Here is a 19,525-nt window from a genome sequence, read left to right on the forward strand (position 1 = left end):
CGTTCGATAGGTCGCTTTCGCCACGCGGGCAAATCCGCTGACACAGCGCGCCATGTCGCGCCTCGCCGTTTCTCGCCTGATCATTCCCGTTCTGGGCCTTGGGATGATCGTTTCCTTCGCCTCCAGCTACTATCTGCTCGGCGTGCTGGCCGAGCCCTTGGCGGTGGGCGTGGGTACGACGCCGGGGGTGGTGTTCACGGCCCTGTCGGGCGCATTTCTGGTCTCGGCGGCGCTCAGCCCGTTCGGCGGGTGTTGGATCGACCGGCGCGGCGGGCGCGAGGTGTTGTCGGCGGCTGCTTTGATCTTCGCTCTGGCGCTGATCCTGCTGGGGCTGGCGCGCGATCCGGTCGTCATGGTCGCGGGCGTGCTGATGCTGGGGGCGGGCATGGGCGTGGGGCTGTACGGCCCCGCCTACGCCGTGCTGGTGGCCCTGCATGGCGAGGCGGCGAAGAAGCCGATCACCGCCGTCTCTCTGCTGGGGGCCTTCGGCGGGGCGTTGGGCTGGCCGCTGACCTTGCTGATGATCGAGACTGTCGGCTGGCGCGGCGCCTGTTTCGTCTGGGCGGGGGCGCATTTGTTGCTGTGTCTGCCGCTCTATGGGGCCGTGCTGCCGGATGGGCGGGCCGGGGGCAGGCCTCCTGCGTCCGGGCGCGTGCGGTGGGACGGGACCATGATCCGGCTGGCCGTCCTGTTCGCCGGAGCCTGGTGGGTGGCGACGGCCATGAGCGCCCATCTGCCGCGTCTGCTGACCCGGCTGGGCCTGAGCACAGCCGAAGCGGCCCTGGCCGCCGGCCTGATGGCGGGCGCGGCCATCGCGGTGCGCCTGATCACCCTGGTGGCGCCGGGCAGGGGCTCGCCCGTTGCGGCGGCGCGGGCGGCGACTCTGCTGCATCCGTTCGGCGCCCTGATCGCCTTTGTCGGCGGCAAGGGGATGGCGGGCGCTGTAGCGCTGGGGCAGGGGGCGGGCAACGGCCTGCTGGCGGTGGCCTCGGGAGTCCTGCCGCTGCATCTGTTCGGGCGTGAGAACTATGGCGCGCGACAGGCCCTGGTGCTGACGCCCGCCCGTTTCGTTCAGGCGGCTGCTCCGGCGCTTTACGGCGTGGTGCTGGACCGCTCGGCGGGGCTGGCCATGCTGCTGTCCAGCGGGGTCTGTCTGGTCATGTTCGCCATGACCTTCGGGCTCAGACGAAAGCCGGGCCTTTAATTCCCGGCGCGATCAGGCAGAAGGGGGCCATGTTCATGCGCCGCTTCATCCAGCTTCAATTCGGCCTGTGCCTTTATGGCGTCGCTGCCGCCATGATGGTGCGGGCCAACCTGGGCTTGGATCCGTGGAACGTCTTCCATCAGGGTCTGTCGTTGCGCACAGGCATGAGCCTGGGGACCGCCTCCATCCTGATGGGGGTGGTGGTGATGCTGACGTGGATTCCCCTGCGGCAGAAGCCGGGGATCGGCACCCTGTTCAACATCTTCGTCATCGGCCTGTCGATGGATGCGGCCCTGGCGGTCATGCCTGAGATGACGACCCTGCCGCTGCGGCTGGCCTTCATGGCGGGGGGCGTCGTGCTGACGGCGTTGGGCGCCGCGGCCTATATCGGAGCGGGCATGGGGACGGGACCGCGCGACGGCCTGATGGTCGGGTTGAACCAGCGGCTGGGCTGGTCGATCCGCGTGTCGCGGATGCTGATCGAGCTCAGCGTCCTGGCCGGTGGCTGGCTGCTGGGCGGCTCGGTCGGCGTCGGCACGATCGTCTTCGCCGTGGGCATCGGCCCGCTGATCCAGATCTTCCTGCCGTGGTTCCAGGCGTTGGGGCGCGGCGAGAAGCGGGTCGCGCGCGCCTGATCCATCAGCCGCGCTCCCTGGTCTTGCTGAAGGCGACCTTGGGGAAACGTTCGGAGACATAGCCCGTCTCCCAGCTCGACTTGGCGAGGAAGACCGGGTTCTGGTCGATATCGGCGGCCATCTGGGGCCGATACTTGCCGGCGAAGTCCTCAAGGTCGGCCTTGGAACCTGAAACCCAGCGGGCCTCGGCGTAGGGGCTCGGCTCGAAGACGACGTCCAGGCCGTATTCCTCGCCCAGACGGTCGGCCATGACCTCGAACTGCAGCTGGCCCACGGCGCCGACGATGAAGTCCGCGCCCAGTTCCGGGCGGAACAGCTGAGTCACGCCTTCCTCGGCCAGACCGACCAGCGCCTTTTGCAGGTGTTTGGCCTTCAGCGGGTCCTTGACGCGGACGCGCTGCAGGATTTCCGGGGCGAAGTTGGGCAGGCCTGCAAAGCGCACCAGGCCGCTCTCCGACAGGCTGTCGCCGACGCGCAGCACGCCGTGGTTTGGAATGCCGATGACGTCGCCCGCATAGGCCTCTTCGGCCAGTTCGCGGTCCGAGGCGAAGAACATGATGGGGGCGTTCACCGACAGTTGCTTGCCGGTGTTCTGGACCTTCAGCTTCATGCCGCGTTTGAAGCTGCCCGAGGCCATGCGGAACATGGCGATGCGGTCGCGGTGGTTGGGGTCCATGTTCGCCTGAACCTTGAAGACGAAGCCGGTGACTTCGTCCTTGCTCGGCTCGACCGTGATGTCTTCGGGCGCGGGGGCGTTGCGGGTTTCGGGCGGCGCCTCCTTGCGGGCGCTCATCGTCTTGGGCGACGGGGCCCATTCGCCGATGGCCTTCAACAGTTCTTCGATGCCGAAGTGGCGCAGGGCCGAGCCCCATAGCACGGGCGTCATGTGGCCTTCCAGAAACGCCTGATGATCGAATGGCTTATAGCCCGCCTCGACCAGTTCCAGCGCATCGACCATGTCGGCCTGCTCGTCGCCCTGGAAGAAGGCGGCGGCCTGATCGAAGGGCAGGGGCGCGGGGTGTTCGCCGTCATTGGCGGCGGTCTTGCGGGTATAGGGCTGGAACCGGCCCTGACCGCCGACCTCGGCCAGACCGCGCAGGCGGTTGCCGCTCTCGGCGGGCCACCAGATGGGCGAGGGGTCCAACTGCAGACGCGATGCGATCTCGTCCAGCAGGGCCATCGGGTCCTGCGCCTCGCGGTCCAGCTTGTTGATGAAGGTGATGATCGGGATGTCGCGCAGGCGGCAGACCTCGAACAGCTTCAGCGTCTGCGGCTCGATGCCCTTGGCGGCGTCCAGCACCATGATGGCGCAGTCGGCGGCGGTCAGGGTGCGATAGGTGTCTTCGGAAAAGTCTTCGTGCCCCGGCGTGTCCAGCAGGTTGAACATCTTGCCGTCGTGCTCGAACGTCATGACCGAGGCGGTGACCGAGATGCCCCGTTCCTTCTCGATCTTCATCCAGTCCGAACGGGCGCGGCGGTTTTCACCGCGCGCCTTGACCGCGCCGGCCGCACGCACGGCGCCGCCCGCCAGCAGGATATGCTCGGTCAACGTCGTCTTACCGGCGTCCGGGTGGGCGATAATGGCGAAGGTCCGACGGCGATCGGCCTCCTGCGCGAGGGTCAGTTTGGACATTGAGCTTCCTTTAGGAGGCGCGACCTAGCGCGCCGGGGCTCAATTGTCGACGTTCACGATGGCGTGAGAGACCCTTCGCGTATGAAGGTTATTCGAGGCATGCTCGTTTTCGGGAGACGGCGGGCCATGAGTCCGCCGCACTAGGGAAGGGAAACATCATGGCTCTGGTTGATCCGGGCAAGGCCGCGCCTGCACCGAACGCGTCCAAGATTCATCCGCTGGTCTGCTTTCTGGCGGGGTTCGGCCTGATCCTCATTGCCGCAGCCGTCGTGCACATGGTCTTCGGCGTCCTGCTCTAACACCTTCAGGTCAGGCGGCGTCGGCGGCCTGACCCGGCGCATCGGCGTCGTCTTCGTCGTCAGGCTCGGGGCCTGTTTCCAGCGGAGCCTGGTGCAGGGCCTGTCGCGCGCGGTTGATCATGGCCCGCGCCTGGCGCTTGTAGCCGCTGGAGTGCGGACTGTTGGCCACCGGCGTCAGGATTGCGATCGCTTGAGGGTTCATGTCGCGCGCCATATAGGCGTGGGCCAGCCGGGTGCGGCAGTCGAAGGACTGAGGCGCCAGGGCGCAGGCGACCTCCAGGGTAGAGATGTCGTTATCTGTCGGATAGCGCGGTTGTCCGTTCCGTACGTCGTTCAAACCCAGATAGATCCGGAAATCCAGCGGTTCGGCGTCCATCGCCCGGGCGAGATAGACGGAGGCCTGACGACGAAGGTCATTGGCGTCGTCGACCGACTCCGCCGTGTCGGTCTGGTCCAGCAGCGCCAGGGCGGCGACGCGCAGGACCTGGGCGTTGTTCGTGTTGGCGTTGAGGCTGGGCGCCAGAGCCGCCAGCGCCAGATCGGGGCGTTGCAACAGCCGGTGGGCACGGGCGGTGAGCAGACGGCCTACATCGGAGTCCGCGTGACGTTCGCCCAAGGCGAAGGCCGAGCGGATCAGTTCGGCCCGGTTTTCGCTCGCCTCTTTACGCTCGCGAGCCCGACGCGCCTTTTGCGCCTCTGATTGAGTTTCGTCGTCGGCCGCTTCCTCGGCCGGGCGTTTGATCGGCTCGTTATCGAGGCGCACATCCAGCCAGATGGCGTCCGCTTGGGCTTTCGACAGCCGACTGATCGCCACCTGGGGATTCGTGACCGCGATCTGGGGCGAGGTCACATTGATGGAGCCGGAAATATACCGCCATACGTCGTCCTGAAGCTGGGCGGGGGTCCGGCCTGTCGCCGCCTGCATGGCGACGACGGAATCCTCTCCACCAGCCACAGCCGCCAGATAGCGGCCCAGCATTTGGGTGCGTTCGGGCGTACTCATGAAGTAGTGAGTCATGGCCCAGGCCTGGGCGTAATAGCTATGCGCCGGGTAGCGTCCGGAATCCGAGATGCGCCACTTCAGCACATCCTCCATCTTGGCCCAGGAGCTGAAACCCATTGTCAGAGAGTTCATCCGACCGGGATTGTGCCGTCCGAATTGGATCTTCCTATCGGTCAGGTTGGCGGTCGAGTAGAATTCGGCAAAGCCCTCCACGAACCAGGATGGATAAGCGTTGGCCTGCATCTGGAACATGAAGTGGTGCGCGTATTCGTGGAAGACGACAACGTCACCCATAGAACTTCGCGTATCCACGATAGTGTAGATGCGGCCGCTGTTGGGCGAATAATAGCCCGCTACCCCCTCGCTGATACCAGGAGACATGCGGTTCATGTCGCGCCGACCCTCGGCCATGAAGATCTCCAGCTTGGGGATCTCATGGTCGGTCGGGATGGGATAGTAGGTCCTCAGCAGAGCGTCGAAACGCTCGACCTTCTGGGCGTAACGCCGCAGGCTGCCTTCCGAGGTGTCGCCATAGACGATGAAGTGGTCGGTTTCGGCCCGGAGCCATTCCGCCAGGGCCGGCGATGCGGCGAAGCTGCATAGAGCGGATGCGACGGCCAGCGCCGCGCCGCGCTTCAGGCGAAACCGCATTTTCTTGTTCATCGCCCCTTCGTCCCCCCAAGGCTGAGGAGCAAAACGTAAAGAACGATGGTGTGTTAGGGAAGCCCTAAGCGGCCAGACGGCTCCAGACCGTCTTGTCGGCCGTGGCGGCGTCTAGGGCGCCGCGACGCGCGCGCTGATGCAGGTGACGCAGCACGATCTCGGGCAGGGCGCAGAAGCGCGGCTCGACCAGTTCAGGCGCGCAGCCGGCCTGCGGCGCCGCGAACAGGGCGGCGCTGACGCCTTCGGCCTTGTGGGCGATCAGCCAGGCCAGACGGCGTGCGCGGGCGGGATCGTTGTGGTGAAGCAGCGGGTCTTCGGAGAACAGCTCGCAGCCCATCTCCAGCACATAGTCGAACGACAGGTTCTCGAACCGACGCACGTCGTGGCTCGGGGCCGGGCAGGCCTCGTCCAGATCGAAGACGACGTCGTTCAGAAGAAACAGCATGGACCGCGCCCGCTCGCAGGACCGTTCTGGCCCCATGCGACGGGTTGTATGGCGCCAGCGCTTGCGGTCCGGTTCACGAACGCGGTGAACGGGCCGGTTACCATTGTTTAGAGCGCCCTAACGCGCTTCGCGCTGCTTGAGGGCCGATGAAGCCTCTCCTATCGGAGAGGGTCAGCCTTGCGTCTTCTCGGTCAGGAAGTGGCGGCCCTGACGGTCCTCGATCTCGACGATCCAGAGGTCGGGGTCATAGCGGCGCTGGCGGTCGAGATAGGCGTCCAGTTCGCTCTCGAACTCGCTGGCGACGGGCTGGATCCACAGGGGCTCGCCGTCCTGGCCGGTCGCCTCGGTCCACAGACGGGCGGTGCGGGTCGCGGTGTCATAGGCCTTGACGATGACGGCCCCGGCGCGGGCGTCGCCCTTTTTCACCACCACGGCGTTAGCGCCCTCAAGCTCGGCGCGGCGGATCAGGGCGCCGACCCAGACGTCAGTGGAAAGAAGCAATTGGTTCACCCTGTTTGGACACGGACCCGGAACCGGCGGCGGCTAGGGTGGCTGCATGAAGATAGCGCCGTCGCCCCGCATAGTCAGCAGAACGCTGGCCGCGATCGTCGCCCTGACCCTCGCGGCGGGGACGGCGACGGCTGCGGGAGACGTTTATTACGAGCGCGCCTTCGTGCGGGCGGCGCAGGACAAGTGCCGCCTGTTCGAGCCGCGTCTGACGCAGGCGCTGGAAGCGGCGACGCTACAGGCGCGCGGGGCGGCCCTGCGCGCCGGGCGTCCGGCGGTAGAACTGGCCGCCACGGCCGAGCGGGCCAAGGCGCGGGCCGAGGCCACCCCCTGTAACGACGCCGAGCTGAATCAGGTCAAGACGCGGGTGCGTCACGCCTTCGCCGGATGGTCGCGGGCGGCGCGGATCAACTTCCCCGGCGACAAGGCCATCTGGAGCGCCGACCGTTTCGAGAGCGCCCACGACGGCTGGCGCCTGTTTCAGGACGGGGCGACCGGCGCCTCGCCCGTGCGCTTCGGTCTGACCGGCAAGGCGCCGCAGGAGGCGCGTCCGGCGGCGGTCGTCTCCTTCGTCGGCAAGCCCCGGCCCTATGCCGCGCGCATCGTCATGCGCGATGCAGCGCGCTCGCCCCGGCCGTGGCTGGGCGCAGACGGCCTGCCGCCGGACGCCGCGCGTCGCGCGGTCTTCGCCGCGGGGTCCGACCTCGCGCCGCGCGATCTGCTGGGCTCAGGCGCGCGGGCGGGCGAGGTCTGGCGCTTTCCCGACAGCGCGGTTGAGGCGCTGGCGACGCTGGACCCGCGCGAGCCTTTCCTGATCGAGTTCCTGTTCCGCGACGACAGCGTGGCGACGGCGCGGTTCGAGGCGGGCGACTTCGCCGCCGCCCGCGCCTTCCTGGCTATGGGCCCGGTTTAACCGCCCGCTTTCGCAGCGGCAGGCGGTTGCGATCCGAAGCGCCGCCGTGTTCCAGTGCGCCCATGTTCGATCCCGCCCTGTTCGCCGCTTTTCTGGTCGCCATCACCATTCTGACCATCACGCCGGGGGTGGACACCGCGATGGTGTTGCGATCGGCGGCGGCCGAGGGCGCGCGTTCAGCCGTCTTCGCCGGGGCGGGCATTCTGCTGGGGTGCCTGATCTGGGGCGCGGCGGTATCGCTGGGGTTCGGCGCGCTGCTGCGGGTGTCGGAGCTGGCCTATACGGCGGTGAAGTGGGCGGGCGCGGCCTATCTGGTCTGGCTGGGTGCGCAGATGCTGTTCAAGCCGCGCCATAGCCTGGGCGAGCCGGGCGCCGCCCCGCCGCCCAGCGCGGCGGTCGCCTTTCGGCGGGGCCTGCTGACCAATCTGCTGAACCCCAAGATCGGCGTCTTCTATGTGACCTTCCTGCCCCAGTTTGTGCCGCCCTCCGTGTCTGAGGGGGCGAATGTGGCGGGCTTCACCTTCTTCCTGGTCGGGGTGCATGTGGCGCTGACCATCGTCTGGTTCGCCGGGCTGATTTTGGCGACGGCGCCGCTGGGCCGCTTTCTTCGTCGTCCGGCTGTGGTGCGCACGATGGACCGGGCGGTCGGCGCGATCTTCATCGGCTTCGGCCTGAAACTGGCCGCGTCGCGCGTCTGACGGCTCTGTTGAAGGATCAGGTTTCGGCGAGCACGGGCAGGCGCAGGGCGGCGGCCGTGCCCTCGCCCAGGGTGCTGTCCAGGCTCAACGTCCCGCCATGCAGCTCGGCCAGGGCGCGGACGAGGGCCAGCCCAAGCCCGGAGCCTTTCGCCTTCTGTTCGGCTTCGCCCGCCTGCTCATAGGGACGCCCCAGCCGCGCCAGATCGGCCCTGGCGATGCCGACGCCGGTGTCGGCGACGATCAGTTCCAGCATGGTTCCGGCCGCCTGCGCCGAGGCCGTGACCGTCCCGCCCATCGGGGTGAACTTCACCGCGTTCGACAACAGGTTCAGCGTCATCTGCTTCAGCGCCCGACGGTCGGCGCGGATCATCAGCGGTTCGGGCGGCAGGACGGCGTTCAGCGCCACCCCCTTGTCCTCGGCCTGAAGACGCACCAGCGCCAGTCCGGCCGTCACCGCTTCGCGCGCGTCGAAACGTTCCAGCGCCAGTTCATAGCGGTCCGCTTCGATGCGGCTGACGTCCAGCACGTCGTTGATCAGGTCCAGCAGATGGCCGCCCGCCTCGTGGATCGAGCGGGCGTAGTCGGCGTAGCGCGCCGGAACCGGGCCGAACAGCTCCTGCCGCATGGCGTCCGAAAAGCCGATGACGGCGTTCAACGGGGTGCGCAGCTCGTGACTCATAAGGGCCAGGAAGCGCGACTTGCCGGCGCTCTGGGCCTCGGCCTCCATGCGGGCGGCGTCCAGTTCGGCCTCGCGGGCGTACTGCAAGGTGGCGTCCAGAGCCTGAACGATCAGGCGAGAGCCGCCGTCATCCATGCGCCGCGCCGTCAGGAGGATGCGGCGGTCCAGCGCCAGACGCGGCGTAAAGCGGACCTGGGCCTCGCCCAGATTGCGCGCGCGGGCCAGCGCAGCCAGGACGGCGGGGCGGTCGGCAGGGTCGACGGCCGACAGCAGTCCCTCCTTGAACAGCGGCTCGACCGGCAGGGCGGCGGGCGCTGCGCCATAGGCGGCCAGGGCGCGCAGGTCCTGGTTCAGCGCCAGGGTCAGGGCGGGCTGACCGGCCAGCAAGGTCTCGACTCCGGCCACGTCGGCCTCGGCGACCTCCATCCGGCGGGCCGCGCGGCGGGCGCCGAGGAACAGGGCGGCCGTGGTCGCGCCCGCTGTCATCAGGGCCGAGACACCCGCCGTGGCCGCGGCCGCCATCGGCGCGCCCAACAGCCAGCCGGACAGCAGGCCCGCCCCCGCCGCCCCCGTCGCGGCTATGGCGGCGACCAGCACGCGGCGACGGCCGCCCAGCGCCAGCCCGGCCGCCAAGGGCGCGAACACGAAGCCCGTCAGCGGGCCTCCCGCTCCGCCGCTGAGCGCTGCGCTCGCCAGCGCCGCCAGCGTCCACAGCGTCAACAGGGCCGAACGAGCCTCGTCATCGTCGCGACGCAGCAGGGTCAGCCCTGCCAGCCCCGGCGCGGCCATGACCCCCAGAGCCAGCAGCAGGGGCGCCGCCGTCCCAGCGGCTTCGGCGCCGGTCCCCGCGCCGGTCGCGAAGAGGGCCGTCACGCCGACAGCCGCCGCCCAGCCCGCGTGCCAGGCGGCCACGGCGGCGCCGTCCCCGGCGTCGTGCACCTCAGGGCGGCGGATCGGATCAAGCAGGACGGTGTGGGGCTTCAAGGGCGCTGTAGCCGGATGGAATGAAAACAACTGTATACCTAGGCCGCGTCGTTCCAAGCCCCTAGGGCGCTCGCCTGTAGGGGGAGCGGCGTGGGAAGCGCCGTCCCGGTTGTGATCGCGGCGGCAGGAGCCTATGTCGCGCCCATGACTTCCGCCGCCGCTCCCGCCCGCTCCATCGACGACACCCTGGCCGAACTGGTCGAAGAGTTCGACCTGTTGGGCGATTGGGAGGGGCGGATCGAATACGTCATCGACCTGGGCAAGGATCTGCCGCCCCTGCCCGAAGAGGCGCGGGTCGAGGCGAACAAGGTGCCGGGCTGCGCCGCCCAGGTCTGGCTTTCGATGCGGCCGCAGGGCGGTCGGCTGTTCTTCGACGCCGACAGCGACAGCGCCCTGTCCAAGGGCAATATCGCCCTGCTGCTGCGGCTCTATTCGGGGCGTCTGCCGGACGAGATTCTGGCGTTCGACGCCCGCGCTGCGCTGGATCGGCTGGGCCTGCCCTCGGCCCTGACGCGCCAGCGGGCCAACGGCCTGAACAGCATGGTCGGCCGTATCCGCGAGGCGGCGCTGACGGCGAGTTGACGTCAGAATAGAGCGTCACGCCTTTCCCTCCCCTTCATGGGGAGGGCGGCTGAGCCTGTAAGGCGAGGCCGGGTGGGGGCGGCGAAGCTATTCAGATGCTGAGCCCCGATCGCGAAGCCCTTCCCACCCGGTCGCTGCGCGACCTCCCTCTCCATGAATGGAGGGAGAGACGCTGCGTTCGGGCTTACTGCTGCGGGCCCAGGAAGGCGAAGGCCCGCGCATTGCTGAACTTGGCGGTGGCGTCGCCGGCATGGGTGTTGATCTGGTTCTTGCCCAGCTCCAGCCGTTTGACCGGGGCGCGTTCAGAGAAGTCGATCTTCTTCAGATCCACCCAGAAGGTGTTCGGCGTCAGGGCCGACTCGAAGAAGTACAGCTTGCGCTTGTGATCCACGACGGTCCGCCAGCGGGTCGAGGAGATGTTCGGCTGGTCCGGGGTCGAGATGCCGAACGGCACCGAGACGTTGCGGATCACGCTGAACACGCTGGCCACGGCCATGTTCTGGTCTTCGAACTTGGGAATGGCGTTGGCGTAGAAGGAGGCGCGTGCATAGCGGTCGGCCGCCCGGTTGGTGCCCGGCAGCATGACCGTGCCGCCGATGCCCTGCCAATAGGTGTTCAGGGCCAACTGCTGATCGAAGGTCGGCGAGTTGGTCATCACCTGATAGTCGCGGTTGTGATGCACGACCAGCTTGCCGTCGATGTATTCGAAGATGGCGCTGTCGCCGCTGCTGTCCGACAGGGACAGGTGCAGGGTGGTCAGCCGCTCCTGACCTGGCACATTGTCGCTGACTAGAACGAAGGGCTCGTCGCGCAGGCCTTCGACGGCCTCGGCCACGGTGGCGTAGTTGTCCAGCGCATACTGCGCCCAGGCAGCGATGCTGAGGGCGGGCTTGTTCGGGTCGTAGGTCGGGTACTGCGACTCGACCAGCCACAGGACGTTGGCGACCAGACCCATTTCGTTCACGCCGTCGACGGTCGAGATGTCATAGCCGCTGGCGATGACGCTGCCGTATTTGGACGTCCAGGTTAGGGAGTTGGGACCGCCGGACCCGTCCCGCGCCATGCCGCGCGGAAAGATCCACAGGTTGGTCATGATCTCGTCCTTCCAGTCCATCGACCGGGCCGTGATCACCGCGCCGTCGTGGCCGTGGTAGACAAGGCGCGTGCACGCCTCGGCCGCGGGAACGGCCATCATGAAGGCGGCAGCCAGGGCGGCGACGCCCTTCTTCATTCCGTTACGCATGTCGTCTCCTTGGGAGTGAGGGGTCGTGAGGGAAGGGTCAGTAGGTCAGCGACAGGCCCAGCACCGGGCCGTGGCGCGTCACCTTCCAGTCGAAGCGCTGGCCGGTGAAGTCATCCTGCTCATAGTTCTGATGCAGCAGGCGATAGCCGGCGTTGATCGAGACCGCGCCTCCCGCCAGCGGCGTGCGATAGGAGGCCAGCGCCTGCCACGACAGGCTGTGGCGATCGTCGTCGCCCAAGCCCCCAGCCTCGGCCTGGGCGCGCAGGGTCCAGTGTTCGGACACATCGCCCTCGACCCGCAGGCCCAGCAGCAGGTCGGTCCACTCGGCGCCCTTGTGCGTCGCGCCCAGCGGCGTGTTCAGATCGGCCTGCAGCTTGCTCCAGCGGGCGCCGACCAGCGGCTCCACGCGGAAGCTGCGCATGTCGCCGAAGGCGGTGCGGCCGCCCAGGGGGTCGTCCACGAGACGATAAAGGACGCCTGCGGAAACCGTGGTCGATCGGGTGCCCAACTCGGCCGGGACTCCCATCAGGGACACGCCCTCATTGGTCCTGGCGTATTGATAGTCGATGAAGCCCGCCCAGCGGCCGCGACGCACCTCGATGTCGCCCATGACGACGCTTTCCAACTGGTCGAAGGCGTCCGAGGCGGAGACATCGACCGGCGCCTTGTGCCCGGCCAGCCTGACGTTCCCATCCAGCGAAGTGGCCCAGACATAGGGGCTGACCGTGACGCGCCACGGCTCGCCCGCGCTGGGTTGGGCAAAGGCCGAAGCACCGCCCGGCAGGGCCAGAAGCAAGCCCAGAACATGTGCGGCTGGACGGAAGAATGTCATGGGAATTCTGCTCACGGCGACCGAAAGGATCGCCTCTGGGTAGAGCATCCATGCTTAAGCAATGATGGATCGACAATCGCTGATTGCATGCCGCAATGTCGCAGTTCGGCCGGATCACCCGATGCCGTAATGCTCCGCCAGCGCCTGCAATCCCTGTTTGAGCACGGTCTTGCCCTGACGGCGGCGTAAGGACAGCGCCTGTTCGGCCAGTTGCAGCGACGTGCCGTGGATGCAGACCTGTTCGACCATGGCGCGAAGGCGCGGGCCGCAGGCCTCCAGCGCCGCCTGCACCCGAGTCGAGGCGGAGATGGCGCGGTCGCTGGGCTCGACCCGTCCTGCGCCGCCGCCGGAGCCGCTGCGGGGCAGGCCGTCCCAGCGCATGGTCATGGTGGGACCGGCGGCGGCGATCTCGGCTTGGGCGCGCAGCCGCTCGCCCGCCGCGACCTCGGCCGGGGTCAGCCAGGGGCGGCCCGACTGGTCCTTGCGCCGCGCCAGCCACAGGATCGGGCTCTCGCCCAGATTGGCGCGGCGCAGCGTCAGGCGGCCGTCTGCTTCCATCACCGCCCGTTCGCCCTCGATGACGCCGGGGCGGCCGGGCGGGGGCGAGGCGGGGGCGTGGTCGTTGGCCGCGCGGGGCAGCCAGCCGCCGCCTTCGCGCAGCCGCAGTCCAGGCCGTTCGATCACGGCGCGGAAGGCGGCCTCGTCCAGGGTCAGCACCACCCGGCTGCGCCGGTCGCCGCCGAGACGCAAGGGATAGGCGCCGTTCGCCTGGTCCAGCCAGGCGCCGGGCCGTTGCAGCAGGCTGCGCGCGCGTTCCAGTTGACGGCTCATCGGCGGCCTCCGGTTTCGGGCGCCAGATCGACCAGCGGCAACTCCATCACCGCCCGCAGCGACCCCTCCAGCCCATCCATCAGCGCGTCATAGTCGGGCCGGTCGCGTTCATCCTCGGCCCAGCGGCAGGCCGCGCCCGCCGTCGCCCGGTTGAGGCCGAAGGCGTGGGCCACCCGCTCCAGCGGCCAGCCGAAGGAGACGTGCGCCAGGTACATGGCCGACCAGCGCGCCCGGCAGGCCCGGGGCCGCACCCGCTCGCGCCGCGTCATTTCCGCGACCGGCACGCCCAGGGCCAGACCTGACAGCGACAGGGCGGCGTCCGCCCGGATACGGTCGCCCTCCGTCACCGGCACGCGATAGGGTTCCATGATCTGCGTTTCCTCCCGTCATTCCTGTGGACGCCGCCATTATGAGTGCGTGCGGCCGCTGCGTTAGGAATGTTATCCTATGAGGCGTCAGAAGCGGTCGTTTCCCCAGGCGGGGTCGGGCATCGGCGGGGGCGGTTGTGCACGCCCCCTGTGGAAGACGCGCCAAAGGTCAACAGGGGAATGCGGCGCCCGCCGTAAATAAATTAACGAATCCTTGACTCGGGACTCTGGACGGCGATTCGCAAATCACCCTACGCGTTCCATATCGGGACCCGTTAACCCTTCTTAAGGTTTTGGCCCGTTAACGTTGGAACAAGGTTACCCGGCCGTATCTCACGTGCGGTCATCCCAAGCTTTGCCTGGAGGGGCATTAATGCGCGTCCTGTTGATCGAAGACGACCACGCGACGGCTCAAAGCATCGAACTGATGCTGAAGTCGGAAGGGTTTAACGTCTACACTACCGACCTGGGTGAGGAAGGCATCGATCTGGGCAAGATCTATGACTACGACCTCATTCTGCTCGACCTGAACCTGCCGGACATGAGCGGGCTTGAGGTTCTGCGCCAGCTGCGCAACGGCAAGATCAATACGCCGGTGATGATCCTTTCGGGCAGCCATGAGATCGACACCAAGGTCAAGACCTTCGGCGGCGGCGCCGACGACTATCTGACCAAGCCCTTCCACAAGGACGAGCTGATCGCGCGCACCCATGCCGTGGTCCGTCGCTCCAAGGGCCACGCCCAGGCCATCATCCACACCGGCGAGATCGCGGTGAACCTGGACGCCAAGACCGTCGAGGTGAACGGCCACCGCGTGCACCTGACCGGCAAGGAATATCAGATGCTGGAGCTGCTCTCCCTGCGTAAGGGCACGACCCTGACCAAGGAGATGTTCCTGAACCACCTGTACGGCGGCATGGACGAGCCGGAGCTGAAGATCATCGACGTCTTCATCTGCAAGCTGCGCAAAAAGCTGGCGACGGCCGCCGGCGGCAAGCACTACATCGAAACCGTCTGGGGCCGCGGTTACGTCCTGCGCGACCCGGCCGAGGGCGCCGCGACCGTCGCCGCCTGAACAGATCCCGCCTGAGCCTCCACTCAGGAACGATCCAGAAACGCCCGCCGATTTCATCGGCGGGCGTTTTCATTTGCCCTCCTGTGGGAAAAGGTGGGCGCCGGAGGCGCTCGGATGAGGGGTGTCGGCGCGTCTTCTGACGTTCTGAGATCAAGCGGTGGCGACAATCCTTCAGCTCGGGGCGCTCACACCCCTCATCCGTCAGGCTCCGCCTGCCACCTTCTCCCATAAGGGGAGAAGGTGGCAGGCGCGAACGCCTCCGACAACACGCCGAACATCGGATTGGGCCTGCCTGCGTCATTGAACAGCAGGGGGCTGTCCTGACCGTCGTCGTTCTTGCCGCGGCGCAGCCAGGAGTCGCTGTCGCGCACGCCCCAGACGGTGAAGGCGAAGCGCTGGGCGATAGGCAGGTCCATGAAGGCCTCGGCCAGTTCGGTCACGCGCGCGCTCTGCTGCTCGCGGCGCTGGGCGCGGGGGCGCAGGTCGGGCATCCGGCCGCCGCGCTTTAATGAGGCGTCCAGTTCGGAGACATGGATAGGCAGGCCGAACTGGCGCGCTTCGTTCATGAAGGCGGCGATCTGGCCGCCGGGGATTTCGATATCGAGGTGGGACTGGATGCCGATGCCCTGCACCGGGGCGCCTGCCTTCAGAAGCCGTTCGATCAGACGCAGGAAGGCCGCGCCTTTCTTGGGCGTATTCTCCAGATTGTAATCGTTCAGGAACAGGGTCGCCTCGGGCGCGGCGATTCGGGCCTGTTCGAAGGCGCGGATGATATAGGCGTCGATTCCGCCCAGACCCTGGCTCCAGACGCAGTCGCGATAGCCGCTGCCGTCATCCTCGACCGGCTCGTTGACCACGTCCCAGCCGACGATCTGGCTGCGCCAGCGCCCGGCCACCTCGGCGATATAGCGGTCATGCTCGGCGATGAAACGTGGGCGGTCATCGACGATGGCGGTGAACCAGGGATGCTCCTGCGCATACCAGATCAGGGCGTGGCCGAAGAGGCGGATGTCCAGATCGCGCGCGAAATAGGCGATGCGGTCCGGGGCGTCGAAACGCAGGGAGCCGTCCTTTTGCAGGATGTACTCCATCTTCATCTCCCACTCGGGCGTGAGCTGGGAGAAGTGGGTGGAGACGAGGCGGAACCAGTCCTGATCCGACAGCTGGCCGGACATGGCGACCGTGCCGACGGGGAAGGGGGCGATGGACTTCAGCGGGCGGATAGGACCGGCAGGCGCCGCTTCGGGCGCCTCGCCCGCACCGCAAGACGCGAGCGCGAGGGTCGAAGCCAGCAGGGCGCGGCGGTCGATCACAGCGCTTCTCCCTCCCCTTCATGGGGAGGGTGGTCGCGAAGCGACCGGGTGGGGAGGGCCTGGTGATCCTGGCCTCGGCGCTTGAATAGCCACGTCGCCCCCACCCGGCCTCGGCCTGACGGCCTCAGCCACCCTCCCCATGAAGGGGAGGGGGAGGCGCCGCTGCTGCTTTCAGCCACGGCGACGCAGGCCCATTTCGTCATAGGCGGCGGCCTCGCGCTTGGCGGCGGCCATCAGCTTGTTCAGCCGGGTGGTCTCGGCGACGTGCTCGAACTTCTTCAGTTCTTCAAAGGCGCCGGTCAGGGCGTCGCGGGCGCCTTCCTCCTCAACGGAGACGGCGGCGATCTCGGCCTCGGCATCGAGGCGGCGCTGTCTCCAGCCGTTGAGATAGGCCTGCAGCATCATGCCCGAAGCCGGGTCGAGCCGGGCGTTCTCGCGCTCGATTTCGGCCTCTGCGTCCAGCACGGCGACGCGCATCTCGGCCTCGGCCTTGCGAGCGGTGATCTCAGCCAGACGCTTCTGCAGCGTCTCGACCTCATAGTTGGAGATGCGGATCAGGGATTGGGCCCAGGCCGTCATGCGTCGTCTCCCGCGATCATTGGTCCACCATGCCCTGGTTCAGGATGGTTTCAAGTCTGTCGAAACTGTCGTTCAGGCGCGTCACGTCGTCCTTGTCCTGGGTCAAGAAGCCTTCCAGGGCCGGGTTCAGGGCGATGGCGCGGTCGACAATGGGGTCGGCGCCGGTTCGATAGGCGCCGATGCGGATCAGTTCTTCCATATTGGAATAGGCGCTCAGGCACTGACGCGCGCGGCGGTTCAGTTCGCGCTCGGGCGGGGACTGATTGCCGGGCATGGTGCGGCTGACGGACTTCAACACGTCGATGGCGGGGAAGCGGCCGCGCTCGGCGATCTTGCGGTCCATGACGATGTGGCCGTCCAGAATGCCGCGCACGGCGTCGGCGATCGGCTCGTCATGGTCGCCGCCGTCCACCAGCACGGTGAACAGGGCGGTGATCGGCCCCGCCTCGGTCCCGTCCGGCCGGATCGGCCCCGGCCCGGCGCGCTCCAGCAGCTTGGGCAGTTCGGTGAAGACGGTGGGGGTGTAGCCCTTGGTCGTCGGCGGTTCGCCAGCGGCCAGGCCGATCTCGCGCTGGGCCATGGCGAAGCGGGTGACGCTGTCCATCAGGCACAGCACCTCCAGCCCCTGATCGCGGAAAAACTCGGCCACGGCCATGGTCATATAGGCCGCCTGACGCCGTTTGAGCGCCGGCTCGTCGCTGGTGGCGACCACGACGACGGCGCGTTTCAGTCCCTCTTCGCCGAGGGTCTCCTCGATGAATTCGCGCACCTCGCGGCCCCGCTCGCCGATCAGGCCGACGACGACGACGTCGCAGGTCGCCTGCCGCGCCAGCATGGACAGCAGCACCGACTTGCCCACGCCGGAACCGGCGAAAATGCCCAGGCGCTGGCCCCGGCTGGTGGTGGTGAAGACGTCCATCGCCCGCACCCCCAGATCCAGCCGCTCGCCCACCCGGCCGCGCGAATGGGCGGGCGGCGGCGGGGCGCGCAAGGGGTAGGGAACGAGGCCCGGCGTCAGCGGCCCTACGCCGTCGATCGGCTCGCCGAAGGAGTCGATGATGCGGCCTAGCCAAGCGGCGGTAGGGCGCACGCTGGCGGCGGCGTTGATGATGCGGATGTCGGCGCCCGGCGCCACGCCCTCGACCGGGCCGAAGGGCATCAGCAGGGCCTTGGCCTCGCGAAAGCCGACGACCTCGGCGGGCAGGGGCGGCTGTCCGCGTCGCTCGATCTCGGCGCGGGCGCCGACGGCCAGCCGCGACAGGCCGCCACGCGACTCGATCAGCAGGCCGCTGACGCCCGCCACCTTGCCGGTGACGACCAGCGGGTCGATTGCTTCGACGGCGGCGACAAGATTACGCAAGGAAGGCCCCCAGGCCGCGAGCCGCGCGACCAATCCCAGTCATGGTGCTGCATCATGGTTAATGGTCGATGAAGCTTAGACTGACCATTCAACTTCTGATTGCAAGTAACGAAGATGAAACCTTTCAAGCGCCTCTGTTATCCACAGGCTTATCCAGTCCATCGCCGTTATTCTGAAGGGGGAGCGGTTCGGATGTTCAATGCAGGTCGTCGACAAAAACTGGCTGCGGATATTGAGCGGCTTGAGGAACTGGATCGTCGGATGGCGGCGATCGGGCGGTCCCAGGCGGTGATCGAGTTCGACCTTGACGGCACGATCCGGGACGCCAACGAAAACTGCTCCAGACCATGGGCTACGGCATGGACGAAATCCGGGGACAGCATCACCGGATGTTCATGGATCCGGCCGAGGCGGCGTCGGCCGACTATCTGGCGTTCTGGCGAGAGTTGAACGAGGGGCGCTTCGTCGCCCGCAAATTCCGCCGCATCGCCAAGGGCGGGCGCGAGGTCTGGCTGGAAGCCTCCTATAATCCCGTGTTGGACGAGGCGGGGCGGCCGCTGAAGGTGGTCAAGCTGGCTGTCGACATCACCAAGGCTGAACAGGCCGCCCAGCGGGCCGAGCAGGAGCGTCTGGCGGCCGAGGCGGCGCAGGCCAGACTGGTCGGCGCCCTGGCGGAACAACTGTCCCGCCTGTCGGATGGCGATCTGATGGCCGCTATCGAACAGGATATGGACGGCGCCCATCAGGCGGTGAAGGCGGACTTCAACGGCGCTGTGTCCAGTCTCAGGACTGCGCTTGAAAAGGTCCTTTCGGCGGTGACGACCCTGCGGGGCGGCTCGGACGAGATCAGTCAGGCGTCGGACGACCTGTCGCGACGCACCGAACAACAGGCGGCCAGTCTGGAAGAGACAGCGGCGGCGCTGGACCAGATCACCGCCACTGTCCAGCGCAGCGCCGAGGGCGCCCGGCAGGCGGCCTCCGTCGCCGCCAAGGCCCATGCCGAAGCCGGTCGCTCGGGCGAGATCATGGGGCGGGCGGTGGCGGCTATGGACGGCATCAGCCGCCGCTCATCCGAGATCAGCGACATCGTCGGGGTGATTGACGAGATCGCCTTCCAGACCAACCTACTGGCATTGAATGCGGGGGTTGAGGCGGCGCGGGCGGGCGACAGCGGGCGCGGGTTCGCCGTGGTGGCGTCTGAGGTGCGGGCGCTGGCCCAGCGGTCGGCTGAGGCCGCCAAGGAAATCAAGGCTCTGATCTCTGCTTCAGGCGCCGAGGTGGCGCAGGGCGTCGAACTGGTCGCCGAGACCGGGCGCGCGCTGGGGACCATCGCCGAACAGGTCAATGAGATGGACGGGCTGGTCGCCGAAATCGCCGCTTCAGCCCAGGAGCAGGCCTCGGGTCTGGGCCAGGTCAATCAGGCGGTGAACCAGATGGATCAGGTCACGCAACAGAACGCCGCCATGGTCGAGCAGACGACGGCCGCCGCCGCCAATCTGAAGACTGAAGCCGAGCATCTGGCCGAACTGGTCGGGCGGTTCCGCACGGGAGCCGAGGGCGGCGCGGTGCGCGCGTTGAAGACCTATGGCGGCCCGCCGCCCGCGCTGGAGGCGCAGCGCGCCCGTCTGCGTGCGGTCGTCAACGGCCCGGCCGCCGAAGAATGGACCGAGTTCTAGGCG

At 67.8% G+C, this 19,525-nt stretch carries 20 protein-coding genes; 8 read left to right on the forward strand and 12 right to left on the reverse strand.

Going from position 1 to position 19,525, the window contains the following annotated elements:
- The first annotated feature begins 52 nt into the window (after positions 1–52).
- Positions 53–1,204: an MFS transporter gene (locus RSD66_RS04735; protein ID WP_415289191.1), complete on the forward strand. Its 1,152-nt coding sequence runs from the start codon at positions 53–55 to the stop codon at positions 1,202–1,204.
- 29 nt (positions 1,205–1,233) lie between these two features.
- Positions 1,234–1,839 (forward strand): YczE/YyaS/YitT family protein, encoded by a 606-nt coding sequence (locus tag RSD66_RS04740; protein WP_024353539.1) that lies wholly within the window; start codon positions 1,234–1,236, stop codon positions 1,837–1,839.
- Positions 1,840–1,843: 4 nt separating this feature from the next.
- Here RSD66_RS04740 and RSD66_RS04745 read toward each other — a convergent pair whose 3' ends face one another.
- On the reverse strand, positions 1,844–3,472 hold the full coding sequence (locus tag RSD66_RS04745; RefSeq protein WP_415289192.1) for a peptide chain release factor 3: 1,629 nt from the start codon (positions 3,470–3,472) through the stop codon (positions 1,844–1,846).
- A gap of 158 nt (positions 3,473–3,630) precedes the next feature.
- Between RSD66_RS04745 and RSD66_RS04750 the strand changes: the two genes are divergently transcribed.
- Positions 3,631–3,771 (forward strand): hypothetical protein, encoded by a 141-nt coding sequence (locus tag RSD66_RS04750; protein WP_415289193.1) that lies wholly within the window; start codon positions 3,631–3,633, stop codon positions 3,769–3,771.
- 10 nt (positions 3,772–3,781) lie between these two features.
- Here RSD66_RS04750 and RSD66_RS04755 read toward each other — a convergent pair whose 3' ends face one another.
- The 3 genes from RSD66_RS04755 to RSD66_RS04765 all read right to left on the reverse strand — a co-directional run bounded on the left by RSD66_RS04755 (position 3,782) and on the right by RSD66_RS04765 (position 6,383).
- Positions 3,782–5,437 carry a DUF1570 domain-containing protein gene (locus RSD66_RS04755; RefSeq protein ID WP_415289194.1) on the reverse strand — a complete coding sequence of 552 codons (1,656 nt, stop codon included), beginning with the start codon at positions 5,435–5,437 and terminating at the stop codon, positions 3,782–3,784.
- Positions 5,438–5,501: 64 nt separating this feature from the next.
- Positions 5,502–5,882: a hypothetical protein gene (locus tag RSD66_RS04760; RefSeq protein WP_024353536.1), complete on the reverse strand. Its 381-nt coding sequence runs from the start codon at positions 5,880–5,882 to the stop codon at positions 5,502–5,504.
- Positions 5,883–6,053: 171 nt separating this feature from the next.
- Entirely contained in the window at positions 6,054–6,383 is a 330-nt protein-coding gene (locus RSD66_RS04765; RefSeq protein WP_087139320.1) for a DUF1491 family protein, read from the reverse strand.
- A gap of 55 nt (positions 6,384–6,438) precedes the next feature.
- Between RSD66_RS04765 and RSD66_RS04770 the strand changes: the two genes are divergently transcribed.
- On the forward strand, positions 6,439–7,302 hold the full coding sequence (locus RSD66_RS04770) for a hypothetical protein (RefSeq protein ID WP_415289195.1): 864 nt from the start codon (positions 6,439–6,441) through the stop codon (positions 7,300–7,302).
- Positions 7,303–7,364: 62 nt separating this feature from the next.
- Positions 7,365–8,000, forward strand: coding sequence for a LysE family translocator (locus RSD66_RS04775; RefSeq protein WP_415289196.1), 636 nt, complete (start codon positions 7,365–7,367; stop codon positions 7,998–8,000).
- Between the two features lie 16 nt (positions 8,001–8,016).
- Here RSD66_RS04775 and RSD66_RS04780 read toward each other — a convergent pair whose 3' ends face one another.
- The gene (locus RSD66_RS04780; protein WP_415289197.1) at positions 8,017–9,663 is read right to left on the reverse strand and encodes a sensor histidine kinase; all 1,647 of its coding nucleotides are present in this window, start codon (positions 9,661–9,663) and stop codon (positions 8,017–8,019) included.
- Positions 9,664–9,807: 144 nt separating this feature from the next.
- Between RSD66_RS04780 and RSD66_RS04785 the strand changes: the two genes are divergently transcribed.
- The gene (locus RSD66_RS04785) at positions 9,808–10,245 is read left to right on the forward strand and encodes a SufE family protein (RefSeq protein ID WP_415289198.1); all 438 of its coding nucleotides are present in this window, start codon (positions 9,808–9,810) and stop codon (positions 10,243–10,245) included.
- 184 nt (positions 10,246–10,429) lie between these two features.
- Here the strand turns inward: RSD66_RS04785 and RSD66_RS04790 are convergent, their stop codons facing one another.
- The 4 genes from RSD66_RS04790 to RSD66_RS04805 form a co-directional block, all read right to left on the reverse strand.
- Positions 10,430–11,488: a linear amide C-N hydrolase gene (locus tag RSD66_RS04790; RefSeq protein ID WP_415289199.1), complete on the reverse strand. Its 1,059-nt coding sequence runs from the start codon at positions 11,486–11,488 to the stop codon at positions 10,430–10,432.
- Between the two features lie 37 nt (positions 11,489–11,525).
- The gene (locus tag RSD66_RS04795; protein ID WP_415289200.1) at positions 11,526–12,320 is read right to left on the reverse strand and encodes a hypothetical protein; all 795 of its coding nucleotides are present in this window, start codon (positions 12,318–12,320) and stop codon (positions 11,526–11,528) included.
- Between the two features lie 114 nt (positions 12,321–12,434).
- Positions 12,435–13,151, reverse strand: a complete 717-nt coding sequence (locus RSD66_RS04800) for a DUF6456 domain-containing protein (protein WP_415289201.1) — start codon at positions 13,149–13,151, stop codon at positions 12,435–12,437.
- Entirely contained in the window at positions 13,148–13,519 is a 372-nt protein-coding gene (locus tag RSD66_RS04805) for a chromosomal replication initiator protein DnaA (RefSeq protein ID WP_024353527.1), read from the reverse strand. Before RSD66_RS04805 ends, RSD66_RS04800 begins: the two co-directional genes overlap by 4 nt.
- Before the next feature lie 373 nt (positions 13,520–13,892).
- Here RSD66_RS04805 and ctrA point away from each other — a divergent pair, with 373 nt between their 5' ends.
- Positions 13,893–14,594 carry a response regulator transcription factor CtrA gene (gene ctrA, locus RSD66_RS04810; RefSeq protein ID WP_024353526.1) on the forward strand — a complete coding sequence of 234 codons (702 nt, stop codon included), beginning with the start codon at positions 13,893–13,895 and terminating at the stop codon, positions 14,592–14,594.
- 194 nt (positions 14,595–14,788) lie between these two features.
- Here ctrA and RSD66_RS04815 read toward each other — a convergent pair whose 3' ends face one another.
- From RSD66_RS04815 to fliI, 3 genes are all read right to left on the reverse strand, one after another.
- The gene (locus RSD66_RS04815; RefSeq protein WP_415289202.1) at positions 14,789–15,907 is read right to left on the reverse strand and encodes an endo-1,4-beta-xylanase; all 1,119 of its coding nucleotides are present in this window, start codon (positions 15,905–15,907) and stop codon (positions 14,789–14,791) included.
- A gap of 171 nt (positions 15,908–16,078) precedes the next feature.
- Positions 16,079–16,486: a flagellar export protein FliJ gene (locus RSD66_RS04820; protein ID WP_346523939.1), complete on the reverse strand. Its 408-nt coding sequence runs from the start codon at positions 16,484–16,486 to the stop codon at positions 16,079–16,081.
- Between the two features lie 16 nt (positions 16,487–16,502).
- Positions 16,503–17,846 (reverse strand): flagellar protein export ATPase FliI, encoded by a 1,344-nt coding sequence (fliI, locus tag RSD66_RS04825; RefSeq protein WP_415289203.1) that lies wholly within the window; start codon positions 17,844–17,846, stop codon positions 16,503–16,505.
- A 359-nt stretch (positions 17,847–18,205) separates the two neighbouring features.
- On the opposite strand from fliI, the gene RSD66_RS04830 reads away from it, so the two are divergent.
- Positions 18,206–19,522, forward strand: a complete 1,317-nt coding sequence (locus RSD66_RS04830) for a methyl-accepting chemotaxis protein (RefSeq protein WP_415289204.1) — start codon at positions 18,206–18,208, stop codon at positions 19,520–19,522.
- Positions 19,523–19,525: the final 3 nt, after the last annotated feature.

Origin of the sequence: Brevundimonas sp. S1H14 (assembly GCF_047716865.1) — a bacterium.
Lineage (GTDB): Bacteria > Pseudomonadota > Alphaproteobacteria > Caulobacterales > Caulobacteraceae > Brevundimonas > Brevundimonas naejangsanensis.

Coding starts and splice junctions, on each gene's coding strand:
- ctrA (WP_024353526.1), top strand. CDS start 13,893: ATGCGCGTCCTGTTGATCGAAGACGACCACGCGACGGCTCAAAGCATC.
- RSD66_RS04790 (WP_415289199.1), bottom strand. CDS start 11,488: ATGCGTAACGGAATGAAGAAGGGCGTCGCCGCCCTGGCTGCCGCCTTC.
- RSD66_RS04830 (WP_415289204.1), top strand. CDS start 18,206: ATGGACGAAATCCGGGGACAGCATCACCGGATGTTCATGGATCCGGCC.
- RSD66_RS04800 (WP_415289201.1), bottom strand. CDS start 13,151: ATGAGCCGTCAACTGGAACGCGCGCGCAGCCTGCTGCAACGGCCCGGC.
- RSD66_RS04755 (WP_415289194.1), bottom strand. CDS start 5,437: ATGAACAAGAAAATGCGGTTTCGCCTGAAGCGCGGCGCGGCGCTGGCC.
- RSD66_RS04775 (WP_415289196.1), top strand. CDS start 7,365: ATGTTCGATCCCGCCCTGTTCGCCGCTTTTCTGGTCGCCATCACCATT.
- RSD66_RS04770 (WP_415289195.1), top strand. CDS start 6,439: ATGAAGATAGCGCCGTCGCCCCGCATAGTCAGCAGAACGCTGGCCGCG.
- RSD66_RS04750 (WP_415289193.1), top strand. CDS start 3,631: ATGGCTCTGGTTGATCCGGGCAAGGCCGCGCCTGCACCGAACGCGTCC.
- RSD66_RS04735 (WP_415289191.1), top strand. CDS start 53: ATGTCGCGCCTCGCCGTTTCTCGCCTGATCATTCCCGTTCTGGGCCTT.
- RSD66_RS04740 (WP_024353539.1), top strand. CDS start 1,234: ATGTTCATGCGCCGCTTCATCCAGCTTCAATTCGGCCTGTGCCTTTAT.
- RSD66_RS04745 (WP_415289192.1), bottom strand. CDS start 3,472: ATGTCCAAACTGACCCTCGCGCAGGAGGCCGATCGCCGTCGGACCTTC.
- RSD66_RS04760 (WP_024353536.1), bottom strand. CDS start 5,882: ATGCTGTTTCTTCTGAACGACGTCGTCTTCGATCTGGACGAGGCCTGC.
- RSD66_RS04785 (WP_415289198.1), top strand. CDS start 9,808: ATGACTTCCGCCGCCGCTCCCGCCCGCTCCATCGACGACACCCTGGCC.
- RSD66_RS04795 (WP_415289200.1), bottom strand. CDS start 12,320: ATGACATTCTTCCGTCCAGCCGCACATGTTCTGGGCTTGCTTCTGGCC.
- RSD66_RS04805 (WP_024353527.1), bottom strand. CDS start 13,519: ATGGAACCCTATCGCGTGCCGGTGACGGAGGGCGACCGTATCCGGGCG.
- RSD66_RS04820 (WP_346523939.1), bottom strand. CDS start 16,486: ATGACGGCCTGGGCCCAATCCCTGATCCGCATCTCCAACTATGAGGTC.